The sequence below is a fragment of the Gimesia panareensis genome, from assembly GCF_007748155.1.
GTDB classification, from domain to species: domain Bacteria; phylum Planctomycetota; class Planctomycetia; order Planctomycetales; family Planctomycetaceae; genus Gimesia; species Gimesia panareensis.
Window position 1 is genome coordinate 573,610 of the sequence record NZ_CP037421.1, and the last position, 17,407, is coordinate 591,016.

Annotated in this window: 19 protein-coding genes; 7 read left to right on the plus strand and 12 right to left on the minus strand. The window is 51.8% G+C overall.

All coding sequences use genetic code 11. The annotated features are described in order from the left end of the window. Positions 1-51: 51 nt before the first annotated feature. Positions 52-543, minus strand: a complete 492-nt coding sequence (locus tag Enr10x_RS02185; RefSeq protein ID WP_145103568.1) for a chemotaxis protein CheX — start codon at positions 541-543, stop codon at positions 52-54. A gap of 1,068 nt (positions 544-1,611) precedes the next feature. Here Enr10x_RS02185 and Enr10x_RS02190 point away from each other — a divergent pair. Next, complete coding sequence (locus Enr10x_RS02190; protein WP_145103571.1) at positions 1,612-2,277, plus strand: response regulator transcription factor; 666 nt, start codon at positions 1,612-1,614, stop codon at positions 2,275-2,277. Between the two features lie 23 nt (positions 2,278-2,300). On the opposite strand, the gene Enr10x_RS02195 is transcribed toward Enr10x_RS02190, so the two are convergent. After that, entirely contained in the window at positions 2,301-3,254 is a 954-nt protein-coding gene (locus Enr10x_RS02195; protein ID WP_145103574.1) for an aldo/keto reductase, read from the minus strand. Positions 3,255-3,399: 145 nt separating this feature from the next. Here Enr10x_RS02195 and Enr10x_RS02200 point away from each other — a divergent pair, with 145 nt between their 5' ends. After that, complete coding sequence (locus tag Enr10x_RS02200; protein ID WP_145103577.1) at positions 3,400-4,086, plus strand: SOS response-associated peptidase; 687 nt, start codon at positions 3,400-3,402, stop codon at positions 4,084-4,086. On the opposite strand, the gene Enr10x_RS02205 is transcribed toward Enr10x_RS02200, so the two are convergent. Together Enr10x_RS02205 and Enr10x_RS02210 are read right to left on the minus strand one after the other, a co-directional pair. After that, positions 4,083-4,778 (minus strand): HAD family hydrolase, encoded by a 696-nt coding sequence (locus tag Enr10x_RS02205; protein WP_145103580.1) that lies wholly within the window; start codon positions 4,776-4,778, stop codon positions 4,083-4,085. The two genes, Enr10x_RS02200 and Enr10x_RS02205, sit on opposite strands and share 4 nt — an antisense overlap. Before the next feature lie 52 nt (positions 4,779-4,830). Beyond that, positions 4,831-5,667, minus strand: coding sequence for an ExeA family protein (locus Enr10x_RS02210; RefSeq protein WP_145103583.1), 837 nt, complete (start codon positions 5,665-5,667; stop codon positions 4,831-4,833). A 207-nt stretch (positions 5,668-5,874) separates the two neighbouring features. Between Enr10x_RS02210 and Enr10x_RS02215 the strand changes: the two genes are divergently transcribed. After that, on the plus strand, positions 5,875-6,597 hold the full coding sequence (locus Enr10x_RS02215) for an RsmE family RNA methyltransferase (protein WP_145103586.1): 723 nt from the start codon (positions 5,875-5,877) through the stop codon (positions 6,595-6,597). Between the two features lies 1 nt (position 6,598). Here the strand turns inward: Enr10x_RS02215 and Enr10x_RS02220 are convergent, their stop codons facing one another. Together Enr10x_RS02220 and Enr10x_RS02225 are read right to left on the minus strand one after the other, a co-directional pair. Then, positions 6,599-6,979 carry a DUF5658 family protein gene (locus Enr10x_RS02220; RefSeq protein WP_145103589.1) on the minus strand — a complete coding sequence of 127 codons (381 nt, stop codon included), beginning with the start codon at positions 6,977-6,979 and terminating at the stop codon, positions 6,599-6,601. Positions 6,980-7,025: 46 nt separating this feature from the next. Beyond that, complete coding sequence (locus Enr10x_RS02225; RefSeq protein ID WP_145103592.1) at positions 7,026-7,991, minus strand: sugar phosphate isomerase/epimerase family protein; 966 nt, start codon at positions 7,989-7,991, stop codon at positions 7,026-7,028. A 390-nt stretch (positions 7,992-8,381) separates the two neighbouring features. Here Enr10x_RS02225 and leuS point away from each other — a divergent pair, with 390 nt between their 5' ends. The 3 genes from leuS to Enr10x_RS02240 all read left to right on the plus strand — a co-directional run bounded on the left by leuS (position 8,382) and on the right by Enr10x_RS02240 (position 12,525). Beyond that, positions 8,382-11,306, plus strand: coding sequence for a leucine--tRNA ligase (gene leuS / locus Enr10x_RS02230; protein WP_145448011.1), 2,925 nt, complete (start codon positions 8,382-8,384; stop codon positions 11,304-11,306). Positions 11,307-11,460: 154 nt separating this feature from the next. Beyond that, positions 11,461-11,967, plus strand: coding sequence for a hypothetical protein (locus Enr10x_RS02235; protein ID WP_145448012.1), 507 nt, complete (start codon positions 11,461-11,463; stop codon positions 11,965-11,967). A 96-nt stretch (positions 11,968-12,063) separates the two neighbouring features. After that, positions 12,064-12,525 carry a hypothetical protein gene (locus Enr10x_RS02240; protein ID WP_145448013.1) on the plus strand — a complete coding sequence of 154 codons (462 nt, stop codon included), beginning with the start codon at positions 12,064-12,066 and terminating at the stop codon, positions 12,523-12,525. Positions 12,526-12,786: 261 nt separating this feature from the next. Here the strand turns inward: Enr10x_RS02240 and Enr10x_RS02245 are convergent, their stop codons facing one another. From Enr10x_RS02245 to Enr10x_RS30210, 6 genes are all read right to left on the minus strand, one after another. Further along, positions 12,787-13,329 (minus strand): imm11 family protein, encoded by a 543-nt coding sequence (locus Enr10x_RS02245; protein ID WP_145448014.1) that lies wholly within the window; start codon positions 13,327-13,329, stop codon positions 12,787-12,789. Between the two features lie 105 nt (positions 13,330-13,434). After that, positions 13,435-14,340, minus strand: coding sequence for a hypothetical protein (locus Enr10x_RS02250; RefSeq protein ID WP_145448015.1), 906 nt, complete (start codon positions 14,338-14,340; stop codon positions 13,435-13,437). Positions 14,341-14,360: 20 nt separating this feature from the next. Further along, positions 14,361-14,945, minus strand: a complete 585-nt coding sequence (locus Enr10x_RS02255) for a hypothetical protein (RefSeq protein ID WP_145448016.1) — start codon at positions 14,943-14,945, stop codon at positions 14,361-14,363. Positions 14,946-15,112: 167 nt separating this feature from the next. Then, positions 15,113-15,538 (minus strand): hypothetical protein, encoded by a 426-nt coding sequence (locus Enr10x_RS02260; RefSeq protein ID WP_145448017.1) that lies wholly within the window; start codon positions 15,536-15,538, stop codon positions 15,113-15,115. 84 nt (positions 15,539-15,622) lie between these two features. Then, positions 15,623-16,120: a hypothetical protein gene (locus Enr10x_RS02265; RefSeq protein ID WP_232093202.1), complete on the minus strand. Its 498-nt coding sequence runs from the start codon at positions 16,118-16,120 to the stop codon at positions 15,623-15,625. A gap of 17 nt (positions 16,121-16,137) precedes the next feature. Next, entirely contained in the window at positions 16,138-16,365 is a 228-nt protein-coding gene (locus Enr10x_RS30210; RefSeq protein ID WP_232093203.1) for a hypothetical protein, read from the minus strand. 588 nt (positions 16,366-16,953) lie between these two features. Between Enr10x_RS30210 and Enr10x_RS02270 the strand changes: the two genes are divergently transcribed. Further along, the gene (locus Enr10x_RS02270) at positions 16,954-17,298 is read left to right on the plus strand and encodes a hypothetical protein (RefSeq protein WP_145448018.1); all 345 of its coding nucleotides are present in this window, start codon (positions 16,954-16,956) and stop codon (positions 17,296-17,298) included. Positions 17,299-17,407 lie beyond the last annotated feature (109 nt).

Below are 17,407 nucleotides of genomic sequence, written 5' to 3' on the forward strand. Positions count from 1 at the left end.
TATTTAAAGTGGGTTAGTCGATCTAAAACAGTGTTCCATTAACGGGATGGCTTATCGATCAGAGAATCCTGCTTCGATAGAAAACGCTCCGATTTCTGAATCAAAGGAAATGCAGATCGGAGAAACATTTGACGGATAGTGTACGGTGTGACCTTTCCCGGTAATGATATTCGGGATGCTGATCGAGGCTTCCAGGTGCTCCAGCTGAGCTTTGGCAGAGCCGGCGATCATATTCGCCAGTTCGCAGACAGCATCGCAGACTTCGTCGTTGATCTCCTCAGCTGTCATGCCCAGCATGCGATCTAAAACGCCGATGCCGACACTCTGGGATAAGCTGAGTACCAGGGTTCCTGCAGCCTTTCCGGAAATGCCGATCACGGCACTTAATTCGTGCTGTGGTATCACATCCTGTTTCAGACTCAACCCGGTGCGCTTCGGGGTGCAGCCCAGCATCATTTCAAAGACGGAAATTGTGGAACTGATGATAGGGTTCACAAATTCTGCAGTGAGTTCCGATTTACTGACGGTTGTGGATGAGGTCATTATCAAATTCCTGCTTCTGCAGAATCGATCACAAATCGTGTTCTGATTCTGTTGCGGTGAAGTACGTAGTTATGTGCTGTCAGTCTCCATTCTCTGCTGAAGAGGGTGGTTGAGTACCGCTCCATAGAGAGAGGGAATCTGTGTCTGTTAAGTGAATATGCATTTAGAACATAGATCACGGAAAAACAGATGTGCCAAAATATCAATATCAGAATCAACAGAAAAAACCTGAGACGAGGGCGACCATTCCGGGTTTGCCGACTGTAGGGGTCGTGTCGCAGGCAGGCTGCCATCAATTGCAGTGAAATCCCTCCTTATCACACAATCGTGCGCTGTCCTGCTGGTGTTCACCTCCCGCGAAGCTGGCCGGAATTCAAAGAACTCTCTGGGCATGCCGCATAAACTGGATCATGAGGGAGATCGATATAGAGGGGAGCAATATCTGGCAGGGAACTGAAAGCAGTTGAGGATACAGACTTTCAGAGCGAGATCCCTCAAATTTACCAGGATTGTTATTGAGTGCTGAAATATAAATCGATTACGATGCGTTGGCAGGCATCACTTATAATGGTTTTCACCTAGGCAATGGTCAGCAATTCAGCTGGAAAAATCGCTTTTACACTTCTCGTTCACTGAACTTGATTTTTTCACTATTCAAAATCAGAAAGCACTAGAGTAAGCTTTACTTTGGTGCTGATATAAATATCTGGATGCCCACTTTTAAAAGTGTTAAATGCTAATGACTCGTTCATTTCATCAGGAGCATGTTGAGTTTGCTCAGCATGTCCGAACGACCTGTCATCGCTTGAACAATTTTTTGACCATTTTACAGTGTCAACATGAGCATCTGGCGGGATTACCCTCCAGCCAGCTCGAACCGGAACTGGCAGTCGCTCTACAGGATCTGGAGCCTCTCGTCGACACTGCAGCCAATGATGTTCTTGAACTGTCTAAACAGTGTCGAGATTTCCTGGAAGGAGTAAAACAACCAGGCACAAGCCAGAAGTTAGATTGAACCATCAGTTAATTGATATCTAATTATTTCCTGTCTTATTCTCGGGGGCCAGTATGTTAACTTCAACTGATCTGATTCGCATTGTCTTAGTGGACGACCACCTGATGCTGGTCGACTCGCTCGTGTCACGCTTTCATAGAGATACTGATATCGAGGTCGTGGGAACGGCGACGAATGCGGACGACGGACTGTCATTGATTCTGGAGACGGAACCCGATGTCGTCATTCTGGATGTTGAGCTACCCGGACGGGGTTCCTTCGATATTGCCGAAGAAATCTCTTCGCGGCTGAAAAATACCAAAATGATCTTTCTGACCGGTTATCTGTCAGACATTTTTATCGAGCTGGCTTTGAGAGTGAACGCAGTGGGCTACCTGTTGAAGGGCGAGCCGATCGAATCGTTGATTCATGCCATCAAGAAGGCGGCACGAGGCGAATACTGTTTCTCCCAGTCGGTCCAGGAACGCCTGATCTACGATCAGAAGAAGAACCGTTATTCGATTCAGTCGCAGAGCATACTCACCTCACTGACCTCTCGTCAGATTGAAGTTCTGCGTCATCTGGCACGTGGCAAAAGCGTGAAGGAAGTGGCCCGGTCGATGCACCTCTCAGAAAAATCGATCGACAGTCATAAGTACCGAATCATGCACAAACTGGGCATTCACGACCGTGTCGAACTGGCCCGTTATTCGATTCGTGAAGGGCTGACGCTCCCGTAGGGTGTCTCTGATAACTCTTGAGATCAGGACTGAATGGGGCCCCGCTGTTGAATCAGCCGATTGAGCGTCTCCAGTTGTGATTCAGAGAGTTCAAAATTCAAGACTTCGGCGTTCTCCTGTATCTGCTCAGGACGTTTCGCACCACATAAGGCGCAGGTAATTCCCGGCTGTTGAATCGTCCAGCGAATCACAATCTCTGCGATGGAATGCTTCCATTCTGCAGACAGCGTTCGCAATTCATCCAGAAAATCCTGGTTCTTCTCCCACTCCGCACCGTGAAACATGGGATATTTCTGTCTGCCGTCTTCTGGGGCAAACTGATGATCTCGGGCGAGCTTGCCGGCCAGCAGGCCTTTCATCAGCGGCCAGTACGCCATCACCGAGACCTGATTTTCCCGGCACCAGGGGAGACGGTCGAGTTCGATATCCCGTTGCAGCATGTTATAGCGGGGCTGATAAGCGGAGATCGGACAGACCGCATGAAACTCCTTGAGTTGTTCGAGGGTGAAATTGGAAACGCCCACCGAGCGAATTTTTCCCGCTGCCAGTAATTCCTTAAATGCGCCCGCTGATTCACTGACGGGGATTTCCGGATCGGGCCCGTGCAGGTAATGCAGGTCGATGCGGTCGGTGTTCAAGCGCTGCAGGCTCTCGTCGCATTCCTGTACGATGCGGCCCGGCGAAGCATCGCGAACCTGTTTCCGGTCTTCCCAGTGAATGCCCCCTTTGGACGCGATGACGATGTCGTCCCGTTTGTCCCCCAGTGCTCTGGTAATCAGCTTCTCGCTTTCGCCCTCGTATCCATAGCAGTAGGCGGTATCAAAGAAATTGATACCGGCCTCCAATGCGGCCTTCAGCGTGGCCAGGCTGGCCTCTTCGGTCACATCGACACTGGTGACACCGGAGATCGGCCAGCAGCCCATCGCGATGGGGGTGATCTGGATGTCTGTCTTGCCGATGGTTCGTAGCTGGCTCATGCTGTCTGGTCCTTCTGGATGAGTAAAATCGCGGTGCACGGTTTCTGAATGGTACTTCCGCCCCTCATCATTTAAGATAGCAGGCTCTGGTGTCAACCAACATCCCGGCTTTCCTGTATTGAAAAGAACGAAGAGCGTTTCAATCATGTGTGCCCGCTTTTTCCTGTTTTCGCCTGACGAAGAAATCATGCGGCTGTTTCAGATGGTGTCGTTCCCGCGGATTTCGCCCCGCTATAACATCGCCCCCTCGCAACCCGTGCTGGCGGTGACCGGTTCCGGGCAGGATCTCCAGGTGCGGCATTTTCAATGGGGGTTCATCCCGTCCTGGTCAAAAGATCCTCAGCCGGGCCAGGCGATGATCAATGCCCGTTCAGAAACCGCTTCTGCGAAACCCTCTTTCAAAAATGCATTCCGCTATCGCCGCTGCCTGATTCCGGCGAATGGATTCTATGAATGGAAGAGTGCCGGGAACCGTTCCAAGCAGGCGATGTGCGTGCGGCTCAGCGAAGAGCCGCTGTTTGCGATGGCGGGTTTATGGGAACAGTGGAGCAGTCCGGACGGCACCGAACTGGAAACCTGCAGTGTGCTGACCACGGCTGCCAATTCTCTGCTGGAAGGGATTCATCCCCGGATGCCCGTCATCCTCAGGCCGGAGCAGTACCGCAAATGGTTGAGTGCCGACACCACCCCGATTCCGCAGCTGGAAAAACTGATGCAGACTTATCCCGCAGATGAGATGCAGGCCTACCCGGTCAGTTCGTACGTGAATCGTGTTGCCAACGATTCGCCGGAGTGCATCGAACCGATTCAGGAACAGAAGACGCTGTTTTAAAACGTGACCGGCGGAGGTGCGAAGAGTGAGAGTACCGGCTGAATCTCTTCGAAGTGTTCGAACAGATAATCGGGCTCGCATTTTTTCAGTTCTTCCAGGGGATAGACGCCCGTCGCGACCGCAATCACATTCGCGCCGATGGCCCGGGCACAGGTAATGTCACTGGGAGTGTCTCCCACCACCCAGATGGTGGCCTGGGTCAGCAGCTCGGGAGCGTGACGCAGTTGGATCTGTCGTACCGCTTCCTGGGCCACATCGTTGCGGTCGGCATGGTGATCTCCGTAGGCACCAAACTCGAAAAAGTGATGCAGGTCATAATGGACCAGCTTCTGATGCGCCCCCTGCTCGAAGTTGCCGGTCAACAGCCCCAGATCGATGTGGTCCTGTTGCGCGAGGTGATCCAGGATCGTGCGGATGCCCGGCAGTACGCGTCCCTGCCTGGTTTTAAGGTTGCTGGCCAGCAGTTTGAGATAACCGGCTTCGAACCGCTGGCGGTTTTCGCTGGTGTTGGGGATCTGAAAGTAATCAAACAGGTCGACCATGATCGAATGGTCGGTGCGGCCGGCGGTTGGGATGCCTTTAATGGGGGCTGAAACCTGAAATTCTTCTTCCAGCATGTGCAGGATCGAGTGCTGGCCGGCGCCGCCGGTGTCAATGAGCGTACCGTCAATGTCAAACAGGCAGATATGCATGATTCGTCAGGGTTCCCGGGAGAAATAAGCGGCTGTGATATCAGCTCTTATTCTACACACCCTGAATGACTTCGGAAATGCGGTTGAAGTGTGCAGGCGTCCCATTAATTTCCCGCACGGCCCGGCGGATGACGTCGATGCCGATTTCATTCAGATTCTGTTCATATCCGGCCAGCAAAGCCAGATCGCAGATTTGATTGATCCGGGCTGGGATTCCCTGTGCAGCATTCTGGATTTCTGCGACAGCATCTGAAGTAAAAAGGGGATCAGCACAGCCGGAGAGACTCAGCCGATGCTGGATATAATTTTCCGTCATTTCTGCATCGAAGGCGGCCAGTTCGATAGACAGATCGGAAATGCGGGCGGCCCGTTCAGCGCGAGCCGAGTTGAGATCGTCCATGGCCAGGACCAGGGACAGGCTCGGGAACTGCTGGGTTCCGCTATGCAGGAGACGCTCGATGGCATGCAGCGATTCGAGCCGGCTCTGATCCACGTGGTCCAGCAGTAACAGCAGCCGACCCTGCGTTAACTGCATGCCGGTCAGACAGTCTGTGAGTTGTCGCCAGAGTTGAGGCAGCGGTGTGTCCTGTGCGGGGCCCAGACGTAAAGTTGCGCAGAGCTGCCAGAGGAACTCTTCTTCTTCCAGTCCCAGCAGGTCCAGGTATTCGCACTGCCAGGGTGAGCGGGTCAGAATCTGCTGGCAGGCTTTCAGCGTGATTGACTTTCCGGTGCCCGAGGGGCCTGCAAAGAGGCTGCATTTTTTCTGCTCTTCTGCCACAAACAGCAGGCGGGCCAGGGCCTCTTCGTGGAGTTCGCTTTCAAAGAACAGTGCGAGATCCTGTTGTTGTGAGAAAGGTGCCTGTGACAAATTCCAGAAGTCGTAATACATATTGCTCGTTGACCCGGTGTAAGTGATGTTTGAACGGATTTGCTCAGATTCGCTGGTCCTGCTGTTACGGAATCCTGCCTTATTGTTAAAATCGGCCAATGGCTACTATCGGCATGATTGAACCGGATTTGCCGGGTTCATTTTCCTCAACTTGTGTAAATTAAAGTTCAGCCGCTTTTCTGAGTGTGGGCTTCTTGAGAAATATTCATGGCACATCGATTTTTTTATGAAGGTTCCTTTGACGACGATTTACTCCCGCTGGAAGGGAGTGAAGCGCATCATCTGCTGCATGTACTGCGGCTGAAGGAGGGAGACCAGGTGCTGCTGTTCAATGGCACGGGGGTCGAGGTCGAAGGGAAGATCGAAAAAACGGGCCGGAAAAGTGTCGAAATCAGAGTGATCAGTCGACGCGAAAGTGGGGATGAGAAACAGGTTCCCCTGATTCTGGCGACCGCGGTCCCCAAGGGAGATCGCTTTCGCTGGCTGGTCGAGAAAGCGGCTGAGCTGGGGGTGACAAAGCTGGTGCCGCTGATTACCGAGCGAAGCAGCGTCGATCCCGGCGAGAACAAATTGAAAAAATTACAACAGACGATCGTGTCCGCTGCGAAGCAGTCCGGTCAGATCCGGCTGATGGAACTGGCGCCGGTCCAGCAGTTAGGCGACTTTTTCAAGGAGATCGGTGAGTCCGGGGTGCAGCTGCTGATTGCCGACCCGCAGGGAGTGGAGTGGTCCCAGCTGAATCAATCAAACCCGAATTCGTCAGCAGCAGGAACAGTCATCCTCGTCGGCCCTGAGGGAGGCTTTTCCCCTGAAGAAGTACAGGCGGCACAGGACGCCGGAGCAGAGGCAGTCAAAATTAATGCGGGAATTCTGCGAATCGAGACGGCAGCGCTGCTGATGGCGGGCCTGATGCGGCTGCCAACAAGCTGAATTATTTAAACAGATAGCCCGAGCGCATCAGCAGAACAAAACTGTAAATCACAACGCCCGCCACAATCAGGGAGCCGAAGTTGAGCAGCTTACGACCGGTCGACATTCTTTTGCGAGCCACAATCTGAGCGATCAGCGTCACCACGGCGACGAGTGAGAATTTAAAATAGACCATGCCCCTGATGCCCCAGTGGGCGATGAAAAAGTTGGCCAGCTGGTTCGATTCCCGGAAACTGCCCGTGACCAGCAGCAGGTAGGTCATGAAGACATCCAGGGCATTGACCAGGATAAAGACACAGGTCTCCCGTTCCAGGGGAAGCTGATTCCTCCAGAACGGGCGTCCTGATTCTTCTTCGTTTGGCTGTGGATCGGCTTCTTCCATGATTACATCTCACTCGACCAGATAAACGGAGTCGGAACGCTTTCGATCAGATCAACTTGCGCAGCTGTTTGATGTAACCGGGGATGGCTTCTTTGGGCGGCTCGCTGGCTTCGTATTCCAGGACGATGAAATTCTTGTAGTGGGCCTCTTTCAGGATTTTGATGATGCGGGGAATGTCAGCCGGTTTCTGGTTGCCGCGGGGGCCCATTTCCACTTTGATCTGAGCGTTGATTGCCAGCGGGGCGATTTTTTCCAGATCTTCGTAGGGATGCTCGGTGCGGAAATTACCGCTGTCGAAGTTCACGCCGAAATTGGGCGATTTGTTGACACCGTCAATAATCCGCATCATCTGTGCCGGCGTGGAAGTGATGCCGCCATGATTTTCCAGGGCGAGGCTGACGCCTTTCTTTTCTGCATATTTCAGCGATTTATTGATGCCCTTCTGGCACATCTTGATGGCTTCTGCCTCGTTGCCCCCTTTGGGAACACGACCAGCAAAGATCCGGATGACAGGGGCGCCCAGGATCGCGGCATAGTCGATCCACTTGCGGGTCATTTCCAGCTGTTCGTCGCGGGCGGTGCCTTTGGGCAGGCAGAAGTCATTGCCGATGGCGGTGCCGGAGACTTCCATGCCCAGCGAGCTCACGAGGTCTTTGGTCTCTTTCAGATAGTCTTCACTGACCGGATTGGGGAAGTAGTAGCTGGTCAGCTCGCAGCCATCCAGTTTCAGTTCGCCGCAGTAACGGACAAAGGACTGAATATCCATCGTGGCGGGGGTTTTACGAGCCCGTGGTTTCGGCCAGTTGTGTTGCAGATCCCGGTGAAACGAATAGGCGGCCAGACTCAGTTTCAGGTGCTCCGGCGCGGTTTTTTTCTGAACACCGGCCGACCATGCTGTGTCTGTGATCAGGGAACCTGCTGCGAGGGCACCCAAACCAGCCAGCGAGGCCGATTTCAGAAATTCACGTCTGCTGGTTTCCTGATTCCATTGAGTCTGTGAAGGAACTGCCATTATGTTTACTCCCGGTCTGAGCCGTATGCTAGAGCGCGTCGAATTTAACTATAACGTTTCTCAATTTACTATACTCGGTCCAAATGGACCTGGAGACGTTACAGTAAAACTGGACACAGTCTAAGTGGAAAAAATCAGATTATTCTGGGGCTGAGCTAAAGCCCGTCCATTTTGACAAATCGGGGACGGTAAAGAAACCCTCGATCTCAAAAACAGGCAGAATTGCAAAGTTTCCGAGGATAGCTAAACTTAGTCAATACTTACCGATATGACTGACAGCCGACCTGTCTGTCTGTTACCCTGTACGACCGGGAAAACGTTTCCAGGCTGTTGAAATTCAATTCTTTACCGGGCCCGTGTGCCCAAGACTTATCAGGAAGACCGGATACCATGCCTCGCTATGACGCCAAGCGGATTGAAACCAAATGGCAAGCCTATTGGGACCAGCACGAAACCTTCAAAACGGGAGACTTTGTTGAAGGGAAAGAGAAGCTGTATGTCCTTGATATGTTTCCGTATCCGTCGGGCGATGGCTTGCACGTTGGTCATCCGGAAGGTTATACCGCCACTGATATTGTCTGTCGTCATGCCCGCATGCAGGGGAAGCAGGTCTTGCATCCGATGGGCTGGGACGCCTTCGGCTTGCCCGCGGAACAGCATGCGATCAAAACCGGCACCCCGCCGCGGATTACCACGCAGAAAAACATCGACACCTTCCGCCGGCAGTTGAAGATGCTCGGCTTCAGTTACGACTGGAGTCGTGAATTCTCCACCACCGATCCCGATTACTTCCGCTGGACGCAGTGGATCTTTTTGCAGTTGTTCGATTCCTGGTTCGACAACGAATGTAAGTGGACCGGACCGGACGGGAAAGAACGCACGGGCCGTGCCCGCCCCATCAGCGAATTGCCGATCCCTGAGAAAGTGCAGGCCCAGGGAGAAGAAGCGGTCCGCCGCTACCAGGACCGTCAGCGCCTCGCATACCAGCATGAAGCGCCGGTCAACTGGTGCCCGAAGTTGGGAACCGTGTTGGCGAATGAAGAGATCATCGACGGAAAGAGCGAACGGGGCGGCCATCCGGTCGAGCGGGTTCCCTTGCGGCAGTGGATGTTGCGAATTACCAAATACGGCGATCGCCTGGTGGACGGGCTCGCAGGTCTCGACTGGTCCGATTCAATCAAGTCGCTCCAGACCAACTGGATCGGCCGCAGTGAAGGGGCCGAGGTCGATTTCTTTATCGGCTCGGGAGAATCCAGCGACGATCTTGATGCCGCGTTTTCCGCCTGGAAGACCCGGCGCAGTGCAGAGGGATTCCCCGAAGATCAGGAAGCCGACGTGTTGCGCGTTTACACGACCCGACCGGACACGTTGTACGGGGCGACCTACATGGTGTTGGCGCCCGAGCATCCGTTCGTGGATCGGTTGACTTCCGACGAACAGAAGGCGGCCGTCGACACCTATCGCAAACAGGCGGCCCTTAAGAGTGATCTCGACCGAACCGATCTCGCCAAGGAGAAGACGGGCGTCTTTACCGGCAGCTACGCAGTCAACCCGGTGAACGGGACGCGGGTGCCAGTCTGGATTGCGGACTACGTCTTGAGCAGCTACGGCACCGGTGCGATCATGGCGGTTCCTGCGCACGACTTGCGCGACTGGGAATTCGCGGTGGAATTTGATTTACCGATCATCGCGGTTGTGGAGCCGCCCGCGGATTACACTCCCTCCAAAGACGAACAGGCGCTCGAAGCCGAAATTGACGGTCAGCAGCGAACGCCCTTTTCCGGGTTCGGGACGGCGATTAATTCGGGTGCCTTTGACGGCACGCCGACGGCCGACTTCAAGAAACAGATTACCGCAGATCTCGTCAGTCAGGGCGTGGGCAAAGGGGCCGTCAACTACCGGTTGCGGGACTGGCTCTTCAGTCGTCAGCACTTCTGGGGCGAACCGTTCCCGATCTGGCATGAGCTCGACGCGGAAGGTAACATCACCGGTTTGATGCGGGCCGAGGCGGCGGAAAATCTGCCTGTGGAACTTCCCGAGTTGAAGGAGTTCAAGCCGACAGGAACTCCGGAACCGCCGTTGTCTGTCGCCCCTGAAGAGTGGTTGTACAAAACCGATGCGGACGGCACCCGTTTGATGCGGGAGGTCAACAGCATGCCGCAATGGGCGGGATCCTGCTGGTACTATTTGCGGTATGCCGATCCGAAAAACGGGGAGCGGTTTATCGATCCCGAGATTGAAAAACAGTGGTTGCCCGTTGACCTCTACATCGGCGGTGGTGAGCACGCGGTGTTGCACTTGCTCTATGCCCGCTTCTGGCATCAGGTGTTGTTCGACCGCGGTTATGTGACCTGCCCCGAACCGTTCCAGAAGCTCGTGAACCAGGGGATGATTCTCGGCGATGTCGAGTTGACCGGCTTCCAGAAAGCCGACGGCTCCTGGATTTCCGCGAAAGAAGTCGAAGAATCGGATGAGTCCGAGACGAAATGGGCCATTAAGAACTCAGGCGAGCCGGTCACGCTGATCAAACTCGAATCGGATCAGGTAGAGAAAGCGGGCGAAGATTTCGTGCTGATCGACGCACCAGAGATCTTCGTGAACAGCCGCGCTTATAAGATGTCGAAGTCGCGTGGCAACGTGGTCAATCCCGACTTTGTGGTGGACGAGTACGGTGCCGACTCCTTGCGGATGTACGAAATGTTTATGGGGCCGCTCGAAGCGACGAAGCCCTGGAGCATGAGCGGCGTGGACGGCGTCTGTCGTTTCCTCGGTCGCGTCTGGCGGTTGATGATCGATGAACGTGCCGAAGAAGTGCAGTTGAACGAGAGTGTGACCGACGCGGATCCCTCGGAAGAGCAGTTGCGGATTTTGCACAAGACTATCAAAGCGGTGTCCGAAGATATCGAGAAGCTCTCCTTCAATACGGCCATCAGCCGCATGATGGAATTCGCGAACGCGATGGGACAGCAGAAGACGCGTTCCCGTTCGGTGCTCTCTGAATTCCTGCTGTTGCTCTCCCCGTTCGCACCGCACATTGCCGAGGAACTCTGGAGCGTCCTCGGTCATACCGAGTCGCTGGCTTACGCCGACTGGCCGCAGTATGACGAAGCGTTGCTGCAGGAATCGGTGGTCGAGGTGCCGGTGCAGGTCAATGGAAAATTGCGTTCCAAGGTCTCGGTTGCTGCGGATGCCGACCAGGCAACCATGCAGCAGGCTGCGGAGCAGGACGAGACCATCGCCAAATACCTGGAAGGCAAGACGATTGTGAAAGCGGTCGTCATCCCGGGCCGGTTGATCAACTTCGTGGTGAAGTAAGCGGCGGCGAACCGCGGAGCTGTCAGAGGCAGACTTTCAGCCGAGCAGGTTCTGTTGGAGTGGCGGGACCTGCTGCGCTGTTGTTGCGTCTGTGGGGAAGTGAAAGAGGTTTGCCCTCTATTTCTATTCGCCTCGCTTAAAAGAATAGGGGATAATGATGGACGAACCAACTTCAGATTTTGGGAACTGTCTTGTGAAATTTGGTCTCGATTCAGATGAGTTTTTTTCAATTATTCCAAAACTATATTTGGATTTCAAACACGATGACGCCCCAGCATCGAACTTGATCAGTGCAGAATTTGAATTGAGCTCAGAAAGGAGTTCACAAAGAGTTGGTGATTGTATTTACGTCAATGCGTTTGTTGAGTTGCGAAACTTCCTGGCAAACGCCAACACTGCCAAGATCGGTGAAGACCTGGATTTTTCTTCGGAAGAAAAAGTCGTTGCGATGAGATTCATTCGTCAAGAGGAGACATTACGTATCTCTGGGCAGACTCCGACCGACGAGTATCCCTCGGTTTACTATTCAGGTTTTCAAGACAAATTGAAAACAAAATTTGAAACACAGGTCCATTTCTATTGCAACTTCCCCCTGCATAAGGTGCTGGAAGTTGTTGAGCAAATGGACCGAATTCTTCAGATAATTGGCAATCAAGAGTAAAATAGATGCCAGGAACCAAATACGAGCCCCGAAGACGGTTCCTGGCAACTTTAATCTCTTCGGTGACTTCCATCGCTATTCAAGGGCCCCCAAAAAATGACAGACGCTTGGAGTCACGATTGGCGAACATTTACGTATGAGAAACTTAGGGGGCGGGGAATCTCGTCCGTCCTTGAGTACGTTCGTAACGCCGAAGCCACTCCTTACGAAGATTTGGCTTCGGATTTGGGAGGGTCGCAACTTGCTCCCATTCAGATCCAAAAACTGCTTCGTGAGGAGATCAGCGATGACATCGACATCGAATACTATATGCGAACAAGTCTGGTCAGATACCTTCGCTATCATGTGCCCCAGGGTATCAGAATGCATGGTGATTGGAACCTGACGCTTGCATTTGGTTCCTGGGCGGGGGGGATGGATGAGTCGATGCAGAGTCGGTGCACAAAAATTGTGAAGAAACTGAAGAAGGCGTTTTCGATTTGCGCCGATGATTGGATTCCATTGTCAGCCAATGACTCAATCATTGTAAACGTGTTCGATGAGGTTCCCGCAAGTTAGTTTGACGGTCTCCCTCTTCACCGCTTTAACCTGATAAACCTTAGACGAACCAAACATTTCTCTTCCTGACAAGACAGAAGTACGAACCCCGGCCAAAATACAATCAGGAGAATACTAGGTGGGAGGAACCAATTGTGAGACCAGAAAACGGTTCCTGGCACCTTTAATCGCTTCGGTTCTTTTGTATTGATCCGGATGGGGATTCATTGAGGGACAGTACAGCCATTGTCCCTTTTTGCGTCATACTTAAAGCAACTCAGTTCATGACGGAAACATAGGATTGGTCCACTCTTCAATTGCCTTGAAGACCATTCCAGAGAGGTCAGATGAATCAACTTTTAATGCCAAATCTTCTCGCACGGCAATGATTAATGGGTTTGTGTCAGCGACACGATAAATCGGCGGTTCATTTTCGACAGTTACAAGTACGAGACAGCTGACATTGGCGGCACCATACTCAATCTCGTATTCAGATACTGTCCGATCAAGACAATCAACCGTCTCTAACAAATTGCAGAAGTACAGCTTATCACCGGTGTCGGTGCTAACTTCAAAAAACTCTGCATTTGCTTCGTATCGGTCGAGGAACTCTTTGAGCCTGTCCGACACAAGAAACATTGGTCCAGCCATAACGAAATCAGAATAAGAATTGCCACTTCGAAGTTCGACAGCAGGGCGACTGGGAAACCTCTCAGCCAGCGAATAACCCGACGATAATGGAATTCCGATAAAGGCCTTCGCATCTACGAGTGCGGCATCAGTATATTCTGAATCTTTCAGGTCTTGGCACCAAATCTTTGTCACTTTAGCTCTCCAATGGGTTCCACGAATAGAAATGAGAGTAAAAAAGGGCAGGTCTCTTTCCCAGGCTCGATCCGAAGTTACTTTCGGCGCTTCTCCCGTCGGCGATCAATATCGAGCGTCGTCTGAAAAAGGAAGAGAGCACCAGTTCTCAGCCAGTACTTTCAGCCGGCGGTCGTTAACAGTACCTGCTAAGCTCAGTAATGCCTGTTTCGCATCTCCATAATTCCATCCGCTGGAACAAAGACTCATCCAGGCGCCTGCCAAATCACCGGATGCCTGTAATTGGTTAAATACATCCAGCTGTTTATCGCTCATGAGCCAGGGGGGCGCGTCGCCAGATGATCTGATGCGTTGGCGAACATCAAGAACGGGCTTCCCTTCCCTGAACCGAGTATGTAGTTCAAATGAGCAAGTCTGCTGTAGATCATCAGTCGTCCCTCGATCTGTTGGGAAATCGCCATGATAACTCCTCAGATCATCATTGTAGCATGATTGCGGAAGATTGGACCTGAAGCTGCGATGTGAGATGAATGCCGAGGGATCATCTCCATGATCCTCCCAGATACCAGCAACTTCTTTGATGTCCTCGATTCCGAGACATGTCGCAACACTTTGTACCTCGTCGCACATCTCAGCTTCTGCAGTCAGGATATTCTGAATGATCAGGTAACTTAACTGGGTATAATTCCGAGCCCATTCCAGCGCCATCCCATGTTCTGGATAGAATCGGGCAACCACTGGCTCTCGGTTACAGAACCAGTGTCGCCATTCACACACAATTACGCCAGACATGGTTCTCCACAAAGGCAATGCGCATGGTGGACAGAGCGAGTCGATTTTCTGTTGGTAACCAATAAGAGACATCTGGTGGACGACTTTGAGAAGTTGCTGCGGTACTTCAAGGACTTTGTAAGTTTCCGTGAATACGTCTTCAAAGGAAAATAGATCATTTCCCGCCTGTCGCTTCTTGATGGCTTTATCGAGAAGTGTTTGTTGTTTACTGATTTCCATCTTAATTGCCTTAATCTGGCTCACATTTGCACGAAGGCGAACTGAGAAAAGAAACTCTGAACTTCACCAATGCTCAGTCCAAGTCGTTGAGCCAGAGACCCTGAGTTGTAAGTGATTGCACTGGCTTCTTCATCAAGAAACTCGATCGAGTCGACAACATCTGCAATTCGGTCATGCTTAGGACGATCTTGCATTTCGGCAAGGTGACGATGCGGATTCAGAATTACAAAATATGGCCACTTGGGGAATGTGAGAGACTCAGAGGATGTACCGAAAAAGCTACAGTCTTCCAAATCCGCTTCACTAAAATCGCAAGACTCGCAGCTTCCATTAGAACCGCTAAGCGTGCCAAATTCATTTTCTTTGAAAACCCCTTGAAAAGTGCAGCTATTCAATTTTGCTTCCAGCCAGGAGAAACCAGTAAGATGACTCTCAGCAATCACTAGAGAACCAACCAGTTTTCCACGAATTGACAAACTTTGGGCTGGCACGCTGCACCTGATGGTGCATTTCTCCAGTACAACGCCACTTCCGATGGCATTGAAACTTTTGCTGTCATCAATGACGATTTCTTCGCCCTTGATGACGGTGTCTTGCAAATTCATCTTGTTCTGCCTTGTCAGAATTCTATGTGACGCGGAATAAAAAAGGGGCAAGTGTTTTTGTTTAGTCGGGACAGGGGGACATGTCGTGCTCTCCAGGGAGAGTCGGACGGCGGTATGGGTGATCCCGTTGTCAGCGCTACAAAAGAGTGAAACAGATGCGGAACTGGTTAATCGGTTTCCTCATCGAGCTGGAGTAGAACTTTCCACATGAACTCAGGCTTTCCAAGTTGACTCAGTCCCTCATGGGAGAAATCAATCGTACCCGTCAGTATAGCGAGAACCCCGGTGCCCTCGAAATGTGCGAACGAAATGCTGTTTAATTCGATTGGATTATGATAGCCACGATAGTAGATCGTGCTCTCCGAAACGTCCTCAATGATTGGGTTTGTGATGGTTGCATGCGCCAGGTCTTTCCCGCTTTCAAATGGAACTGCCAGATCGTCGAATTCCGCTTTCACGCTTTGAGTACAACCAGGCTCTTCCGGGTCCATCGGTTCCCGGAATTCGATCCTGATGTTCATCGTCAATACAGGGGGCGGATCATCAAATGTCTCGATCTTCAGGGAACCGGACTTTGGTGTGAATTCTGGCATGCAAATACCTTAGTGTGGAATGCGATAAAGACTGCAGGACTATTATTCCGTTGAGGGATGAGCAGCGTTGGGAAAGCCTGTTGGTTACTGATCACGTGCCACAAGAAACTCCCAGACGGCATTTATCACTTCATCCTGATTCATCGTGCGAGGTTCATTGTCAAACTGAGTACGAAACATGTATTTATCAGGTGATGGTGAGAGAATCTCTACAAAATCACCGCGAACACCAGTCACTTCCATAAAACCTGATTCGATGCCGTTGAGGTTCCGTATTTCATTGTCGATCAATGAAAATCTTACCGGGACTCCAGTAGAGTTGCCAGCACCTCCTTTTGTTCTCGGATTTTCAAATCTAAGCAGGGCCTGGGGAGTTACCTCGCGTTGCCAGTCCAGCGCGGGGTTTGTATGTTGTCTTATCTCAATAAACAATTCCCGCGATTCATTTCCGGAATAATCACAATGATGGATCGGGAGCACAAGAAACAACTCCTGGCGTTCCTCGTCTAATCTTCCCTTGAAGTAGCTGTGGAAATCGGGGGGAACCAATAACAGATGAGTAAAGCCGTATTTGTTTGGCATACCAAATGGATGTTTCGTCAAGGCAGTCTGGCAGCCAACTGCTGTGCTGCGAGCAAAATCGACTGAGCAAATTGATCATCCCGATATCCATCAGTCACTAGAAGCAAATCTCTCTGTGATCGATGATCTGGCATGAAGTAATACAGGAATTTAAAAGCGGGAACGATATCCTGAAACGTCAAAATATCACTTGCAAGATATTCGATATCGGGAAAATTTGCTTCGATGTCTTGTTGTGAGATCACAAATCTGGTCCTCGTTATCTTTCATAACAGGAGTAAAAGAAGACAGAATCGTTTTCAGGAACCGAATACGAGTATTCAACTCCTGCTTCCTCAAACTGTCTCTCTTCACCTTAACGATTTTCAGCTCCAGGGGTGAGTTTCTTTTTCGTAAAATGGTCGGTTTGGTCGCTGGCTGGGTTCCTTTGGATGTCTGCATTGCAATCAGAGTCGCCAGGCGGGCGGACACATGGGTCCGCGACCTACGGTTCAGGTTGGCGGCTCTGTTGTGGATTGATCACGGCAGCTGCGACCTCCTGCTCGCTGCGCTCGGCCCGGATTGCATCCGGGGTTACCCCTTTTTCGCTCGATTTGGGATGGTTGTTCGATCACTGTTGGCGAGCCAACAGTTCCACCCGACGAGACCAGAAAACGTTTCCGGGCACCTTTAATCGCTTCAAAACCCTGAAAAGCCATTTTGACTTTACTGTCTCATGGGAATTTCTTCGGATCTACCCGGCATTCAGTATTGAAGACTTTCGAGCCGAACATTCCAATAGAGTGAGGCACTTTACTTCGATTCGCATTCTGGATTGCAAAGGAGAGGTTTCGATGTTTCACAAGTCTCACATGGATTCCTACAACCACAAGTTTCCTCATGACACACAAGGGTTTGTTCCCCACCCCGGCGATCACTGGCGGGACATGAATTTTGAGCAGGAAGGGCTGGATCCTGATGAGGAGGGGATCTCTGTCGAAGAACACGACCGCCGCGTGGCGTATCTCAATGCCACCTGGTGGCCGGAGGTGCTGAAGCGTGTGGAGGAGGAGAAGCAACGCCTGGAAGCGGAGCACGGGGAAACCTTCGTCCAACATTGGAAGCACGTACTGGAAGTGAAGGCGTCCCACCCCCACGGCTTCGGTGTGGGCACTGAAGACACGGGGATCGATGACTAGGGATCCAACTGGAAATTAAAAAAGTGTCAGGAGCCAGATACGACGTCGATAACTGTTCCTGGCGACTTATATCTCTGCATTGAAATTAAAGTCGCCAGGCGGGCGGACA